General features: G+C 60.7%; 12 protein-coding genes. 7 read left to right on the plus strand and 5 right to left on the minus strand.

Annotated elements, in window-relative coordinates; genetic code table 11:
• The first annotated feature begins 3 nt into the window (after positions 1-3).
• From K1X12_RS11355 to dld, 5 genes are all read left to right on the plus strand, one after another.
• Entirely contained in the window at positions 4-519 is a 516-nt protein-coding gene (locus tag K1X12_RS11355) for a DUF2271 domain-containing protein (RefSeq protein WP_220987698.1), read from the plus strand.
• Between the two features lie 36 nt (positions 520-555).
• Positions 556-1,371: a DUF4198 domain-containing protein gene (locus K1X12_RS11360; protein ID WP_220987699.1), complete on the plus strand. Its 816-nt coding sequence runs from the start codon at positions 556-558 to the stop codon at positions 1,369-1,371.
• Entirely contained in the window at positions 1,368-2,342 is a 975-nt protein-coding gene (locus K1X12_RS11365) for an FAD:protein FMN transferase (protein WP_220987700.1), read from the plus strand. The genes K1X12_RS11360 and K1X12_RS11365 overlap by 4 nt, the downstream gene beginning before the upstream one ends.
• A 186-nt stretch (positions 2,343-2,528) precedes the next feature.
• Positions 2,529-5,009 carry a TonB-dependent receptor domain-containing protein gene (locus tag K1X12_RS11370; RefSeq protein ID WP_220987701.1) on the plus strand — a complete coding sequence of 827 codons (2,481 nt, stop codon included), beginning with the start codon at positions 2,529-2,531 and terminating at the stop codon, positions 5,007-5,009.
• Between the two features lie 164 nt (positions 5,010-5,173).
• The gene (gene dld / locus K1X12_RS11375; protein ID WP_439649737.1) at positions 5,174-6,862 is read left to right on the plus strand and encodes a D-lactate dehydrogenase; all 1,689 of its coding nucleotides are present in this window, start codon (positions 5,174-5,176) and stop codon (positions 6,860-6,862) included.
• A gap of 5 nt (positions 6,863-6,867) precedes the next feature.
• On the opposite strand, the gene K1X12_RS11380 is transcribed toward dld, so the two are convergent.
• From K1X12_RS11380 to K1X12_RS11395, 4 genes are all read right to left on the minus strand, one after another.
• The gene (locus tag K1X12_RS11380; RefSeq protein ID WP_220987703.1) at positions 6,868-7,635 is read right to left on the minus strand and encodes a FadR/GntR family transcriptional regulator; all 768 of its coding nucleotides are present in this window, start codon (positions 7,633-7,635) and stop codon (positions 6,868-6,870) included.
• 251 nt (positions 7,636-7,886) lie between these two features.
• Positions 7,887-8,009 carry a cytochrome bd-I oxidase subunit CydX gene (gene cydX / locus K1X12_RS11385; RefSeq protein ID WP_220987704.1) on the minus strand — a complete coding sequence of 41 codons (123 nt, stop codon included), beginning with the start codon at positions 8,007-8,009 and terminating at the stop codon, positions 7,887-7,889.
• 15 nt (positions 8,010-8,024) lie between these two features.
• Positions 8,025-9,167 carry a cytochrome d ubiquinol oxidase subunit II gene (cydB, locus tag K1X12_RS11390; protein WP_220987705.1) on the minus strand — a complete coding sequence of 381 codons (1,143 nt, stop codon included), beginning with the start codon at positions 9,165-9,167 and terminating at the stop codon, positions 8,025-8,027.
• An 11-nt stretch (positions 9,168-9,178) separates the two neighbouring features.
• Positions 9,179-10,759, minus strand: a complete 1,581-nt coding sequence (locus tag K1X12_RS11395) for a cytochrome ubiquinol oxidase subunit I (protein ID WP_220987706.1) — start codon at positions 10,757-10,759, stop codon at positions 9,179-9,181.
• A 128-nt stretch (positions 10,760-10,887) separates the two neighbouring features.
• Between K1X12_RS11395 and cydD the strand changes: the two genes are divergently transcribed.
• A complete protein-coding gene (cydD, locus tag K1X12_RS11400; RefSeq protein ID WP_225907954.1) occupies positions 10,888-12,570 on the plus strand; it encodes a thiol reductant ABC exporter subunit CydD in 1,683 nt (560 codons plus the stop codon).
• On the plus strand, positions 12,564-14,207 hold the full coding sequence (locus K1X12_RS17120) for an ATP-binding cassette domain-containing protein (RefSeq protein ID WP_220987708.1): 1,644 nt from the start codon (positions 12,564-12,566) through the stop codon (positions 14,205-14,207). The genes cydD and K1X12_RS17120 overlap by 7 nt, the downstream gene beginning before the upstream one ends.
• A gap of 8 nt (positions 14,208-14,215) precedes the next feature.
• On the opposite strand, the gene K1X12_RS11410 is transcribed toward K1X12_RS17120, so the two are convergent.
• Positions 14,216-15,151 carry an ATP-grasp domain-containing protein gene (locus tag K1X12_RS11410; RefSeq protein WP_220987709.1) on the minus strand — a complete coding sequence of 312 codons (936 nt, stop codon included), beginning with the start codon at positions 15,149-15,151 and terminating at the stop codon, positions 14,216-14,218.
• Positions 15,152-15,391 lie beyond the last annotated feature (240 nt).

Genomic DNA, 15,391 nt, shown 5'->3' on the forward strand with positions numbered 1-15,391 from the left:
TGTATGCGTGCAGTTCTGACCATTGCCGGGCTCTCCCTGCTGACCGGGCAAGCACTCGCCGACGACATTGAAATCCAGGTCGGCATCCCGCGTTTGGATGTGGCCGAATACCACCGCCCTTATGTGGCGATCTGGATTGCGAAGCCCGACCATTCCGTCGTTTCAAACATTGCTGTCTGGTATCAGCAGGGCGAAACGGGCGAAGGAAAAGGCGAGACCTGGCTGAAGGATATCCGCCAATGGTGGCGCCGTACCGGGCGCGACCTGGATATGCCTGTCGACGGAATTTCCGGGCCGACGAAGGCGCCGGGAACGCATGACATCGTGCTGCCGGTCGACAAAGGCATCTTCGGTGATCTGCAGCCGGGCGAATACCAGCTGGTTGTTGAAGCGGCCCGCGAAGTTGGCGGCCGCGAACTCGTCAGCGTGCCGTTTTCCTGGCCGCTGAAGCCTGGGGACCTTACCGCCAGCGGCGAGCGTGAGCTCGGCAAAGTCACTCTGCGTCTTGCAGGCAATTGAGCCCTTCCGGGCGACACCAAAACGGGAGTCATCTGAATGAAACCGACCTTTCTGAAAGCCTGCGCTGCAGCAGTTCTCGCCCTCGCCGTTTCTGGCACTGCCAGCGCCCACCGCGCCTGGCTCCTGCCATCGACCTTCATCCTTTCCGGTGAAAACCAGTGGGTGTCCGTGGACGGCGCAATTTCCAACAACCTGTTTGCGCCAAACCATGTCGCCATGCGGCTGGATTCTGTAGCCGTGTTCGGGCCGGATGGTGCACCGGTTGAGGTTCAGAATGCTGCGACGGGCCGCTACCGTTCCGTATTCGATGTGGCGCTTGTTGCTGAAGGCACCTATCGCATCAGCTCGGGCGGCGCGGGTTACAATGCAAGCTGGGAGGAGGGCGGCGAGCGCAAGCGTTGGCGCGGCACGGCAGAGGCCCTGAAATCCGAGGGCATTAAAGCGAAGTCGGGCGTCCAGATTTCCGGCAATGTGCGCCGTATCGAGACGTTCGTTACACTCGGTTCGCCGACCGATTCTGTCTTCGCGACCGAAGGCAACGGGCTAGAACTGAAGCCCGTGACCCATCCCAATGATGTGTATGCCGGCGAAGAAGTGAAGTTCCAGATGCTGTCTGATGGCCAGCCAGCAGAGGGCGTGGAAGTTGAGCTGGTGCTTGGCAATGACCGCTATCGCAACTCCGAAGATGCGCTGAAACTGACGACCGGCGCGGACGGCATTGTGACGTTCACGCCGGATGTGGCGGGCGCCTACTGGCTGAGCGCGGAATCCAAACGCACGGGCACGCTGGACGGGAAGTCCATCCCGGTACGGTCTACCTATGTCTTGACGTTCGAGGCGCTGCCTCTTTGAGCGAAGCGATCCTCATCATTCCTGACGAATTCGGCCGCGGCGAAATCACGCCGCGGCCGGAAGCGTTTATGGGCCTGCGATTGAGCGGGCAGACGATGGGGACGAGCTGGTCTGCAAGCTGGTGCTCTGCGCCTGGACTGCCGGAAGACGCTGTGCGGGCGGCATTGGAGGCGAGCTTTTCCGCGATCATCGCTTCGATGAGCCCGTGGGAGGCGACATCACTCATATCCATGTTCAATTCCTTGTCGCCGGGCGAGCGCTTGCGTGTCGATGCACCGTTTCAGGAGGTTATGACGCTCGCGCTTCAGGTCGCGCGGGAGAGCGGCGGCGTGTTTGATCCTTGTCTTGGCGGCGAAGTGATGCGGCGCGGGTTTGGTCCGGTTGGCGTCGGCGCCAGGCTGGAAGGCGCGGCCCACGGCGACAATGTGTGGGCGGCGCTGATGCCGGAAGAAGGCGTGTTGATGCAGCCCGGCGGCGTGACGCTGGATCTCAACGCGGTTGCCAAGGGATTTGCGGTTGATGTGATGGGGCGGGTTCTCGAAGGGTTTGGCATCACGCAATATCTTGTCGAAATCGGCGGTGAATTTGTAGGGCGCGGCGTGAAACCGGACCGGTCGCCCTGGTGGGTGGATCTGGAGGCGCCGTCGCCGGGCAGCGCGCTCTGGCGGATTGCATTGATCGGGCAGGCGATGGCCACATCGGGCGACTATCGGCAACAGCGGCAGGAGGGGCGCGCGCGCGTCTCCCATATTGTTCCGGCGAGTACGCGCAAATGTGTGTACGGAGATTTGGCGAGCGTGACCGTGATTGCCGCGTCCTGCGCGCTGGCAGACGCCTGGGCGACCGCGCTGTTTGCGATGGGCGACGAGGACGGAATGGCGCTGGCCGAGCAAAAGGGGCTGGCCGTGCTGATGCAATACCGGGGCGCGCCACCGCGTTATTCGAGCAAGCTTTCGGGTTGGCTCGACTGAAAGGTGCATCCAAGCGGCGGCTATTTGGGACTGTGCATGGCAGGTATTCTGACGTGTGCTATGGCGGAACAGTCTAATGCTTTGAAATAACACCACAAAAATATTGCGAATGATAATCATTTTTGCTTGATCTCGTGACGCGCGGGGCCTACTGAGATTGCGAATTATTCGCAATCAGGGGTCTTCATGAAAACCTTCATCGCACGGCGCGCCATGCTTGGCTCTGCCGCTATCGCCGCCCTCATTTCTGGTCAGAACGCCTTTGCCGAGGAAGCCGCCGCCGGGGCTGATAGCGCCGCAACGGAGTCGACAGAAGCGGAAGAGCAGATGCGGATGAGCGAGATTGTCGTGACCGCTGCGGGGTTTGAGCAGAAACTCGTCGACGCGCCGGCAAGTATCAGCGTGGTGCCCGCTGCGGAGTTGAAAGAGCGTCCTTACATGACGTTGATCGATGTGGTGCGCGATCTCGAGGGCGTGGACGTAGGTGAAACGGCTGACAAGACCGGCCAGCGGACCATCAGTATGCGGGGTATGGGCTCCGATTACACGCTTGTTCTGATCAACGGCAAGCGTCAGAATAATCACGGTGACATTTACCCCAATAGCTTCAGCGGCAACCAGTTCAACCATATTCCGCCGCTTGATACGATTGAGCGGGTGGAAGTTATCCGGGGACCGGCTTCCACGCTGTATGGGTCAGATGCGCTAGGTGGTGTCATCAACATCATCACCAAGAAGACGCAGGATCGCTGGACCGGGTCGGGCACAGTCAGTCGCAGCATTCAGGCAGACAGCCAGTTCGGCGATGACACGACTATTGATCTCTCGATTAGTGGGCCGATCATCGCGAACAAACTGAACTTCAGTGGGCGGGGAAGCTGGTACGATCGCGAAGCATCGAACCCGGAATATGCGGCGGTGACAGACCCGGCCGGGCAGGCACATTATCGCTCCCTTGGCTTTGGCGGCGGCGGAAAAACCGTGGACAACACCAATATCAGCTACGGCTTTACGTTCGACTGGCTGATCTCGGAAAACCAGAATCTGAGCTTCGATTTTGATGGCTCCAAGCAGGATTACGACAACTCGCCGATTTATAATGCTCAGGGTGTGGCTTCTTTCCCGCTGGGCACTGTGGATGATTTTGGCACGATGTTACGTGTTGGCGGTTCCGGGCGAATCGAGCCGCGCGCGGGATACTCGGAGTCGCAGGAATTTACCCGCGACAGCTGGGCGTTGACGCACCAGGGAGAATGGGATTTCGGAAACAGCTTTGTTTCGCTTGCCTATGTGGCGACCAACAATAATGGCCGTACACTGCCGTTCAGTGTGGCGGAACGCCAGAATCTGCAGGTTCTTTGGAATTCTGCCTGCGTCAGCGCAGGCGGGTCAGTCGGCGGTAATGGCTATTGCGCCGTAACGGGTGCTGGCTACGCCAACGTCAACGCCTGGAACAACCAGTCTGAAGCTGACAAGTTGGCCTTCATGGAATCAAATCTCAGCGCCGCAGATTATGAAATGCTTCTCTCCAATCTGCCCCGTCCAAAACGGACGCTGGAAAGCGCGCAGTATACGCTGGATGCGAAGCTGGACATGCCAATTGAATATGCCGGCAATCATATGGTTGTGGTCGGCGGGCAGGTCATTCAGGGTGAGCTGACAGATGGTGTGTTCGGCATGGAGGCCGGCGTTTCCGGCGAAGCCCAGGAACACAATATGTATTCCTTGTTTGTTGAGGACACCTATCAGCCTGTGAAACCATTCTCGATTACCGCAGGTGTACGCTACGACAATCATGAAGTGTTTGGCGATCATGTCAGCCCGCGTTTGTATGGCGTCTATACGTTCTCCGAAAATCTGACATTCAAGGGCGGCGTGAGCACCGGCTTCAAAACGCCGAAAACCACGCAGCTCTACGATGGCGTCGTCGGCTTTGGCGGGCAGGGAACGTCGCCACAATTCGGAAACCCGGATCTGAAGCCGGAAACAAGCACCAGCACGGAACTGGCGATCTACTGGCAGCACCCGCGTGGGCACAATTTCAACGCCACGATCTTCCGCAACGAGTTTGAGGACAAGATTGCGTCACAGCCTTGTGGCGGCGTGCTTGTGCTCACCTGTTCCAGCACAGGCGATTTCGCTGATCTTGGCTACTCAACCAGCACGAAAACGGTCAACATTGATGAAGTGTTGATAGAGGGTGCAGAAATCGCCGGTCGCTATGAGGTCTTTGATTTTCTGAGCGTGCGCGCAAACTATACGTATACGGATAGTGAGCAGAAAAGCGGGGCGGCGGTCGGCTTGCCGCTGACCAACACCGCCAAGCACATGGCCAATGCAACGCTGGATTGGCAGGTGACGGGGAAACTCAGCTCACAACTTTCCGCGGAGTCCCGCTCGAAGCGTTATCGCGGTGTGGACAGCAATACGGGAGAGCAGCTCTATTATAAGGATTATGTTGTTTACAATCTGGGCGCCCAGTACCGCGTGACAGACCGCGTGACGATTAGCGGCCGTGTGAATAACCTGCTCGATGAGGACTTCACGTCCTATCAATATAGCTTCATCGACAATGGCGACGGCAGTTACACGCTCTCAACCACGGATGATTACAACAATAAGGACAAGGCGCGGAGCTTCTGGTTGAGCGTGAATGTCCGTTTCTGATCGCGCCGCCTGAGATTATCTCCTTCAACTGAAACATGCTGGCGCCCTGGTTGCCGAGGGAGTCGGCATGTTTTTTGGGGAATTCTGCGCCAAAACAGTCCGGAGTAGCGTCCAATACGCTGGGCGTGGTACCGGGTACTCGAATTAATGATACCAGAATGGCCATGATTTCTGATCTGGCGTTGATTCGAGAACTCAAAACTATTGCCGGCGCGGGCCATGTGGTTACCGGGCGGCAAGCGATGCGCCGATTTGTTCGAGGTTATCGCTATGGTGAGGGAGAAGCGCTTGCGGTGGTGCGCCCTGGAACGCTTGTTGAAATGTGGCGCGCCATACGGGCAACGGTGCGGGCAGGCCGCGTCATTGTCATGCAGGCTGCCAATACCGGGCTGACGGGTGGGTCTACCCCGCAGGGAACCTACGATCGCGGTGTCGTCGTTTTCAATACCATGCGCTTGAAGGGCATTCACATGCTCAATGGTGGCGCTCAGGTCGTCTGCCTGCCGGGGGCAACGCTGTATGAGCTGGAACGTGAGCTGCGTCCCATGGGGCGTGAGCCGCATTCTGAGATTGGATCGTCTTGCCTCGGAGCATCCGTTCATGGCGGTGTTTGCAACAATTCTGGTGGCGCCCTCATTCGTCGGGGGCCGGCCTATACGGAGGCGGCCGTATATGCGTGGGTCGATGAGACTGGCGAACTGAGGCTTGTCAACGAACTGGGCATTGATCTGGGGCATGATCCCGAGCGGCAGTTGGACAAGCTGGAACGTGGCGGATTTGCGCGCGTGGTGCATGATATGCACGAGCGAGTCTGTTCTGCGCCGCAATACCTTGATGAAGTGCGGGATGTGACCGCGACGTCGCCTGCTCGATTCAACGCCAACCCCCGTTACCTGAAGGGCGCCTCTGGGAGCGCGGGCCGGTTGATCGTCTTTGCCGTCCGTCTCGATACGTTTCCGAAACCGGAGGAAAATACGGTTTTCCATGTTGCGAGCGATGATCCGATGGCGCTGGCGGCCATTCGGCGCCAGCTATTATCGGATGCTGCATTGGTGCCGGTGGCGGCAGAATACATGCACCGTGATATGTTCCGGCTGGCAGCGCGCTACGGCAAAGACACCTTCCTGGCGGTGCGCCTTCTTGGTGCGGACCGGCTTCCCTTGCTGTTTTCTTTCAAGTCAGCCGTAGACGGATTGGCAGAGAAGTTTGGACTGGGGCGACTGCGCCTCAGCGACAGGATCCTGCAAGGGCTTAGCCACCTTGCGCCGCCTCATCTGCCGGAGCGGTTGGTGCAGGCAGGTAAACGCTATGCGCATCATTTGTTGATAAAGGTCGACGCTGAGCAGGTGAGCGCCGTAAAGGCGGCCTTGGCCGCCGCGCTGCCGGCTGAGCGCGGCGCCTATTACGAGTGTACGGAGAGTGAAGGGCGCAAGGCATTTCTTCACCGGTTTGCAGCGGCAGGTGCGGCCATCCGCTATACCATTCTGAAGAGTGGGCGGGCCGAAGGGCTGGTTGCACTTGATGTGGCGTTGCGGCGTAACGACAAGGCCTGGCATTATGTGGTGCCCGATCACCTGAAGCACATGGTTGATAAGACGCTCGTCTACGGACATTACTTCTGTCACGTCTTCCATCAGGATTTTGTCCTGCGGGTTGAAGCCGATCCGGAGGCCTTCAAGAAGGGCATGTTGCTGCACTACGAATCCCGTGGTGCGGAATGCCCAGCGGAGCATAATGTCGGGCATCTTTATCCCGCCAAGCCGGCGCTGGAGGCGTTTTACAGGGGCCTCGATCCCACCAATTCCATGAACCCGGGAACGGGGCAGACTTCCAGGAAGGCTAACTGGAAATAGGGGGCTTAGCGGAAATCCGACCAGGATATCGTCTTGGCAATCTCTCGCGGGTATTCGGAACGTGTCGTTGAGATATAGCTGGCTTCCAGCAGCTTCATTGCCTTGAAAGCCCTGGCTTCGTCGCGCGCGTAAACAGCGTTCCTGATGCTGCGCAACCCACCGAGGGCCTGCTCTCTTTGAACTTCATTGGGGCGAATACCAGCCGTCCAGGTGATGCGGCGCAGGGCAGGCGAGAGAAACATGAAAAGCGGGTTACGTGTCATCAGCGAGAGCTGGTCCCAGAAGTCCATGTAGAGCTCGTAATAGGTGTCGTAGTCGCCCAGGCTGGCTTTCAGCAGGGAAAGCAGCCTGTCCAGTTCTTCGACTTCCTCTGGTGTGGCGTTGGCCGCGGCGAGCGATGCCATGCCGGGGTCGATTGCGCCGCGCGCTTCTATGATTGACTCGATCGAGGCTTCCGAAAATTGCAGCAGCAGGGCGATCGTGGAGGCGAGACTTTCCCAACGTGGCTGCGCGACGAAGTGGCCGCCGTTCGGGCCAGGGCGAATTTCCAGGACGCCTTGTATCTGGAGGTAGCGCAACGCTTCACGGAGCGTGCCCCGAGCAACCTGATGGCGCTCGATCGCTTCTGCTTCCGAGAGGTATTTTTGTCCGGCCGGGATACGCTCATCGCGGATATGGCCGACGATCTCCCGCGCAACCTTCAAGGCGCCCTTTTCGCGGATGCGCCCCGTCTGCGAGGGGGAGAGTATCCCTTTCGGCTCAAAGTTCTTCATGTATCCCCAGACTTTCCGTCAGCGGGCCAAGCCTACCCGCCGGCCCTGTTGTCGCGTCCCACCATTTCGTGCGTTCATTCACTGGTGGTGTTTCAGCCGTCAACCTAGTCACCAATGAAAATTGGCATGGTTAAGCCTTGATGGTGACGATTTTGGCGGATGCCGCAGGGGCAATGCTTGGTTGGTGAGCCAACAAGTGGGGGACAAAAGCCCTGCGGACACTGGAGACGAAGGTCCGCAGGGCTGTCGCTCTAGCGATCGATTTCGAGATCGTTCTCGCCGGCTTCACTCATCGACACCTCATTCCAGAGCGCGTTGAGAATGCCGAATGTCAGGGCAAAGCCGAGGCCGAGAATCCAGGCAAAGTACCACATGGTTTCAGTCTCCTCTCAATAATGTCCGGGGCTGTTGGCTTCTTCGATGGTCAGGCGACCCCAAAGAACCTTGAAGACCCAGGCTGTGTAAGCCAGCACGATTGGTAGCATTATGGCGGTCACGATCAGCATAATGAACAGTGTCGTATGGCTCGAAGAGCTGTCCCATACGGTCAGGCTCGCTGACGGGTTGACCGTACTGGGCAGGATGAAGGGGAACATCGAGGCGCCGACCGAGGCAACGATGCCCGCTGAGGCTATGCCTGACCCAGCAAGCGCGAGCGTCGATTTCCTGCCGAGCGCCCAGAAGGCGAGGAGGCTGCCGCCAAAGCCTGCGAGAGGGGCCAGGATGAGGAACGGATACTTCGCGTAATTCCCCATCCAGGCGCCGGCCTCGGTGACCACTTCCTTGCGCAGCGGGTTGGCGGGGCCATGCGGATCAATATCCGACACGATGCGGTAGCCCATCCCGGATTGCCACAACCAGATGCCGGCCAGCGCATAGAAGGCGATGACGGCAAGCGCGGCGAAGCGACCGTACTTTGCCGCGCGGTCCATCACCGGGCCTTCTTCAATCTTCACCACCAGCCAGGACGCGCCATGGACCAACAGCATGGCGACCGAGGCGAGACCCGCGAGCAGGGCGAAGGGGTTGAGCAGGCCGATCAGGCCGCCGTCATATGTGGAGCGCATTGTGCGGTCGATGTCGAAGGGAACCCCCTGCAGCACATTTCCGAGTGCGACCCCGAAGATCAGCGCCGGGACGAAGCCGCCGACGAACAGCGCCCAGTCCCAGTTGCGCCGCCATGCAGGGCTGGCGCGTTTGGATCGGTACTTGAAGCCGACTGGCCGCAGGATCAGGGCCGCGAGCACCACAAACATGGCGAGATAGAAGCCGGAGAAACTGACCGCATAAACGAACGGCCAGGCAGCAAACAGCGCGCCGCCCCCTGTGATCAGCCACACCTGGTGGCCTTCCCACATCGGGGCGATGGAGTTGATGACCAGACGGCGCTCTTCATCGGTCTTGCCGACGAAGGGCAGCAGAGCGGCGACGCCAAGATCGTAGCCATCGGTGACGGCGTAACCGATCAGCAGGATGCCGACGAGTGCCCACCAGATGACTTTCAGAGTGGCGTAGTCGAGTGGGATGTCCATGATCTCCTCCCTCAGACGTCGAATTGAACAGAACGGCCACCGGTTGGCCCTTCGCTGGTCACACCCTCGGGGAGGATGCGGCCACCGGGACCGGCCTTGATGGCGCGGAGCATCAGCGTGATCTCGATCACGGCCAGCGTGCCATAGAGGGCAGTGAAGCCCACGATCGTCATGATGACCTGCGATGCCGAGAGACTGGAGACGCCCATAAAGGTCGGCAGGACGCCATCGATCACCCAGGGCTGGCGTCCAACTTCGGCCAGCACCCATCCAAGCTCTGCCGCGATCCATGGCAGCGGGATGGCGAAAAGCGCGACGCGCAGGAACCATTTGGGCACCTTCCGCTTCATGCTGATGAAGAAGAAGGCGAGACCAAAGATGCCGATGAAGAGGAAGCCGAGCCCGGCCATGATACGGAAGGAGAAGAAGGCCATCATCACGTTCGGCACAGTGTCGAACGCAGTGGACGCAATCAGATCCTTGTCTGCCATAAGCGGATCTTCAATGTGCCGCTTCAGCAGGAGGGCGTAGCCGAGATCCTGCTTCGTCTGCTCGAAGGTTTCACGGGCAATGGCGTCATTCGGATTGATGTTGAGCGCCTGGACTGCCTCATAAGCCTTGAGGCCGTTCTCGATCCTCGTTTCGGCAATGGCGACGAGTGGCAGGATGCCTTCGACTTCGCCATCGAGCGAGCGAGTTGCGATCAGGCCGAGTACCCACGGCACTTGCACTTCAAAGTGAGTTTCATGGGTTTTCTTGTCAGGGATGCCGATGACCGTCAGTGGGGCGGGAGCGGGCTCGGTTTCCCACATGGCTTCGAGTGAAGCGAGCTTCATCTTCTGGTTATCGGTAAGGGCATAGCCGCTCTCATCGCCGAGCACGACGACTGAGAATGCCGACAGAAGGCCAAAGCTGGCCGCAACCGCCATAGAGCGTTTTGCGAGGCCCAGATGGCGCCCTTTGAGGACATACCAGGCGGAAATGCCAAGCACGAAGATGGACGCAGTGACGTAACCTGCGCTGACCGTGTGGACGAACTTTGCCTGGGCGACCGGATTGAACAGCACTTCGACGAAGTTGGTGATTTCCATCCGCATCGTGTCGGGATTGAACTCCGATCCGACGGGGTTCTGCATCCAGCCATTGGCGATCAGGATCCACAGCGCCGAGAGGTTCGAGCCGAGCGCGACGAGGAAAGTCACGAGCCAGTGGGCAGGCCGGGAGAGCTTGTCCCAGCCGAAGAACATGAGGCCCACCAGTGTCGCTTCCAGAAAGAAAGCCATGAGGCCTTCAATGGCGAGTGGCGCGCCGAAAATGTCGCCCACATAGTGAGAGTAGTAAGACCAGTTCATGCCGAACTGGAATTCCATCGTGATGCCTGTGGCCACACCGAGGACGAAGTTGATTCCGAACAGGTTCGCCCAGAACTTCGTGGTGCGCTTCCAGACTTCCTTGCCGGTCATCACATACGCGCCTTCCATGATCACGAGGATCATCGACAGGCCGAGCGTGAGCGGCACAAAGAGGAAGTGGTACATTGCTGTGAGGGCGAACTGCCAGCGAGACAGATCCGCGACGAGGAGATCGGGCATTTTCCCAGCTCCATTTTCTTGCAGCGTTATGCTGCGTATTTCACGAATTCCTAAAGTAATCCGAGAGTGAAGTCACGCCGCGATAAGTCGCATGCGTCACTTGGGGCGTCCACAGTAAATCTATCTCGATGGCAGATGCAGAACGAGCGAACAGAAGGCGTGTCCCGACCCGGCTGAAAAGCTGGAGCACGGCGGCGCGTGGGCCTTCAGCAGGCGCCCTGATGATGCAGGTCGTGGGTCTTCTTGCCTGGCTCGGAATCGCTTTTGGTATCGGATACGGCGTGGATCAGATGTCCGCGGGCGCGTCAGCGGGGCTGTTGCTTCTCATCGTTGTGGTCGCGGCGTTGGTGCGCGCACTGGCCGGTTGGATGCATGATCTGTTCGCGGCGAAAGCGGGCGTTGCCATCGTGCGCGCTGCGCGGAATGAAATTTTGGGCGCGCTCAAACTTCGCGGCGCGGGAGTGCTGGCGGGCGCTGATTCAGGGACGCGTACTTCGCAGATCATCGACCGGACCGGCAAGCTGGCAGGATACGCCGCGCGCTGGCAGCCAGGCAGGCAGATGGCGGTGATCGGCCCGCTGATCGTCCTGATTGCTGTGGCAACTCAAAGCTGGCTGGCGACCGTGCTGTTGCTCGTCTCCGTGGTCGTGCTGCCGGTCTTTATCTGGCTGACGCTTCGAGAAGTCGCGGCAGTGGCGCGGGCACAGCAGACCTCGTTGGACCAGCTCTCTGGCACGTTTCAGGCGCGAGCGTCCCAGGCGGGCATCATCCGGGCGTTCCGCGCGGTTGCGCGTGAAACAGCGGCGCTGCAGGCGGCATCCGATACGCTCCGGGAGCGAACGATGAAGGTGCTGCGCGTGGCATTCCTGTCTACGGCTGTGCTCGAGTTCTTTGCGTCGGTTTCTGTGGCGATTGTGGCCGTCTATGTGGGCTTCAAACTGCTGGGTGTATTTCCATTCGAGACCGGGGAAACCCTGACGCTGGGCGAGGGGCTCACGGTCCTTATTCTGGTGCCGGAATTCTTCGCGCCAATCCGCAAACTGTCGGCGCTGCACCACGACCGGGCGGACGGCGCGGCTGCGGCGGGCTTTCTGGGCGAGTGGCTGGAGAGCGCTGAGGCGGCGCCCGCGCCGGAAAGGTGGCCCGCAGAGAAGGCGGCGCCGGTGGTGGAGTTCAGGGATGTGGCCGTCAGTTTTGGCAATGGTGCCGGACTGGCGGGAGTGAGCTTCACGGCGCGGCCGGGGGAACTCGTCGCGCTGGTTGGGCCGTCGGGCACCGGCAAGACGACGTTGTTGAAACTTCTTCTGGGACAAGCGGTTAGCGCGTCTGGAGGGGTGCTGGTGAATGGGCAGGCAGTGCCGCCGGGTGCAAGTCTGGCGGAGAGCGCGACCTGGATCAGCCAGACGCCCTGGATGGTTGAGGGGAGTGTTGCGGCGAACCTCCTGCTCGCCAATCCGGCGGCGAGCCCGGCGCAGCTCCGTGCGGCGCTGATCGAGGTGGGGCTGGCGACAGAGGCGGACGCCGATGCATTGCTGGAGCGACAGCTTGGGCGGGGCGGCAGCGGGCTTTCGGGAGGTCAGCGCCAGCGAATTGGGCTCGCGCGCGTGATTTTGCGGGGCTCGGGCCTGCTGCTTCTGGACGAGCCGACGGCACATCTCGATGAAGGGGCAGAAGAGGCCTTTATTGCATCACTCCGTGTCATTTCGAGGCATCGCAGTGTTATTTTGGGGACTCATTCGGACACTTTGCGCGCAGCTTGCGACACTGTGATCGATGTCGCGGCCTTCCGGACGGAGGGCGCGGCATGCTGAACTTGTGGACCGCGCTCGGCGCGCCGGGGCGGATGCAATTCATCCTGGCGATGAGCCTCGCGGCGCTCGCCTCCATCGCCGGGGTGGTGCTGATGGGGCTGTCGGGATGGTTCCTCGTGGCGGGCGCGCTGGCAGGCGCTGCGGGCGCAGGACACAGCTTCAACCACCTCCACCCGGCAGCGGGGGTGCGTGGCTCTGCGTTCATCCGGGTGCTCGGCCGGTATGGCGAACAACTGGCCGGGCATGACGCCATCCTGCGCCTGTCGGCGCGCCTGCGGCCACGGATCTTTGCGTCTGGCGCATATGCGCGGCGGGGGCTGTCGCCGATGGCATCTGCAGAACTGACGGCGCTGATCGATGACATGGACGCCGCGGAGGGGGCATTCCTCAAAGTGGTGTTGCCGGGCATCGGCGTGGCGGCGGGATTTGCTGTAGCGCTTGGCTTTGCGCTGGCGAGCGATCTGGTGCTGTTCATGCTGGCGGTGATCGCGGCGGCGCTGGTGGCGGGGGCGTTGCCATACCTGGCGGTACAGGCCGTGCGACGGCAGGCGGCGGCGCTGGCAGAGCGCGTGGAAGCGGCGCGCGGGGATGTGGCGCGGCTGATCGAAAACGCGACAGAGCTGGATGTCTATGGCGCGCTGTCGCCTGCGGCAGATGCGGCGATGGAAACACTGTCAAAGTGGCAGGCTGAAGGGCTGAGGCTGGAGCGGCCTTTCCTGGGCCTCTCTGCCATCCTGAGCGCAGCAGGGGTGCTGATGGGGGCGCTGGCGTTGTGGCGGGTGTCGGTCACAGGGGGCGACTTGCCGATGGCGGCGGGCGCGACGCTCTCCCTGATGGCGGCATTCGAGGCGGCGGCTGCGATGCTGAAAGTTCTCGAAGCGGCGCCGAAGGCAGGGGCGGCTTCGGCCCGGCTCGGCGGGCGGCTGGATGTGGACGCGGCCCCATGGGATGCAACGCTTGAGGACGCCCCAGCGTTGGCAAGTGTGTTCCCGCTGGAAGTGGACCGGGCGCAGGCGATGGCAGCGCCGGGAGCGCCGCTGACGCCGCAGGTGAGCTTTCAGATTGAGGTGGGCGATGTGGTGGAGCTGACGGGCCGCTCCGGCGCGGGCAAGTCCACTTTGGCGGAGGCGCTGATGCGGCTGCATCCGCTGGCGGAAGGCAAGATCCGCTATGGCGGCACAGAATCCGGCCGGGTACGGATCGCGGCTGTTCTGGGGCACGTTGCGATGAGCCCGCAGATGCCTGCATTCCTGCCGGGAACGGTGGCCGACCAGCTGAGGCTGGCGAAGCCGGATGCGACGGACGAGGAGATGCGCGCGGCGCTGGCCGTGGCGCTGGCGGACGAATTTGTCTTTGCGCGGGCCGAAGGACTGGAAAGCCCGATTGGCGAGAATGGCGCAGGGTTCTCCGGGGGGGAACTACGACGGCTGGGCCTTGCGCGGGCGATCATTGCCGGGCCGGAACTGTTGATCCTGGATGAGCCTTTGGCGGGGCTGGACCGGGAGCTGGCTGTGCGTCTGATCGCCAGCCTGTCCGGTTGGCTGGCCGAGGGCGGGCGGGCGATCCTTGTTTTGCAGCACAAGCCCGGCGGCGCAGACTGGAAAGCAGCGCGGATCACCCGCGCGGCGTTACGCTGAGGCGCAGCCTAGAAGACGCATTTCTCCGTGGTGCTGTAGTTTTCCACCAGCGCTTCTGAGAAGGCCTCGGCGAGGCGATTGTAAGCAGGCGGAACATAGCCCTCTTCCTTGCTGGAAGGCAGGGCGGGCGAGCGGCTGACGCTGATGACGAACGGGCGGCCTTCCTGCTGGACGAAATCAATCCGGCCATAGTCAAGGTTCAGGCGGGCGCGCAGGTCCAGCAGCTCCTGTGGCGGGGTCCATTCTTCAAGGCTGAGCGGGGCGGCGCTGCGGATGATGGCGGCGCCGGAAGTCTGCAGGGCGAGGAAGTGGCGATCCCCGAGGAAATAATACTGGCGTAGCACAAAGCGGCCATCATTCTGTTCGGGCAGGAATTTCTGGATGATGTGATCCTTGCCGAACTTCTCCTGCGGGACATGTGCGACCGACGGATAGATGTGGTAGTTATCGTTGACCGGGGCGCGGGCTTCCTTGCCGGCGAAACTGCGGTTCAGAAGGCCGAAATTGGAAAGAATACCGCCACGCGAGGGCGCAGGCTGGGCCGGGGCGGCATAGCTGCAATCGGATTTGACGATCACGGCACCTTTATAGAAGTCACCTGCGGCCAGAATACCATCGGCATACTGATGTTTGCGCAGGTCTGTAGCCGATGTGTTGTACGTAACCGGATATTGCGCGGCGAAGCGGCGATATTCTTCCGGCACGATCGGACGGCTGAGATGGAGGAAGAGAAGGTCTGCCTCGACGAAACTGGATGTGCCCGAAAGCTCGACCACTTCAATGCCGCTGGCGCGCCACTGATCTGCGAGCAGCGCAATCAGATGCGAGCGGTTGCCGGGCGTGTGGCCGGAATTGTTGAGGATGGCGATACGATCAAGCGTATGGCGCGCCGGGCGATAACCACCAGCGAAGGGGGCGGGGCGTGTAAGCAGCGGGCTGCGCATGTCGTTTCCTTTCCACCTGGCCGCCCTGCGCCGGTTTGAGACCGCGCGGGCGCCTTGTGGATAACTTTGCAATTCCAGCGCCAGTTGAGAGAACCTGCCGGAGAAAACTCGCGGCGTTGGTGAATTTCGGGCCTGTTTTTATTAACGAATGCGCCCGGGCGGGCCATAATTGACATAAGTGGTGTCAATAGATACGAATTTCGTAGCAAAAATGCACGCCTCAGCGGCTTCGGCAGAGAA

Source organism: Hyphomonas sediminis (assembly GCF_019679475.1).
In the GTDB taxonomy this organism is placed as follows: Bacteria; Pseudomonadota; Alphaproteobacteria; order Caulobacterales; family Hyphomonadaceae; genus Hyphomonas; species Hyphomonas sediminis.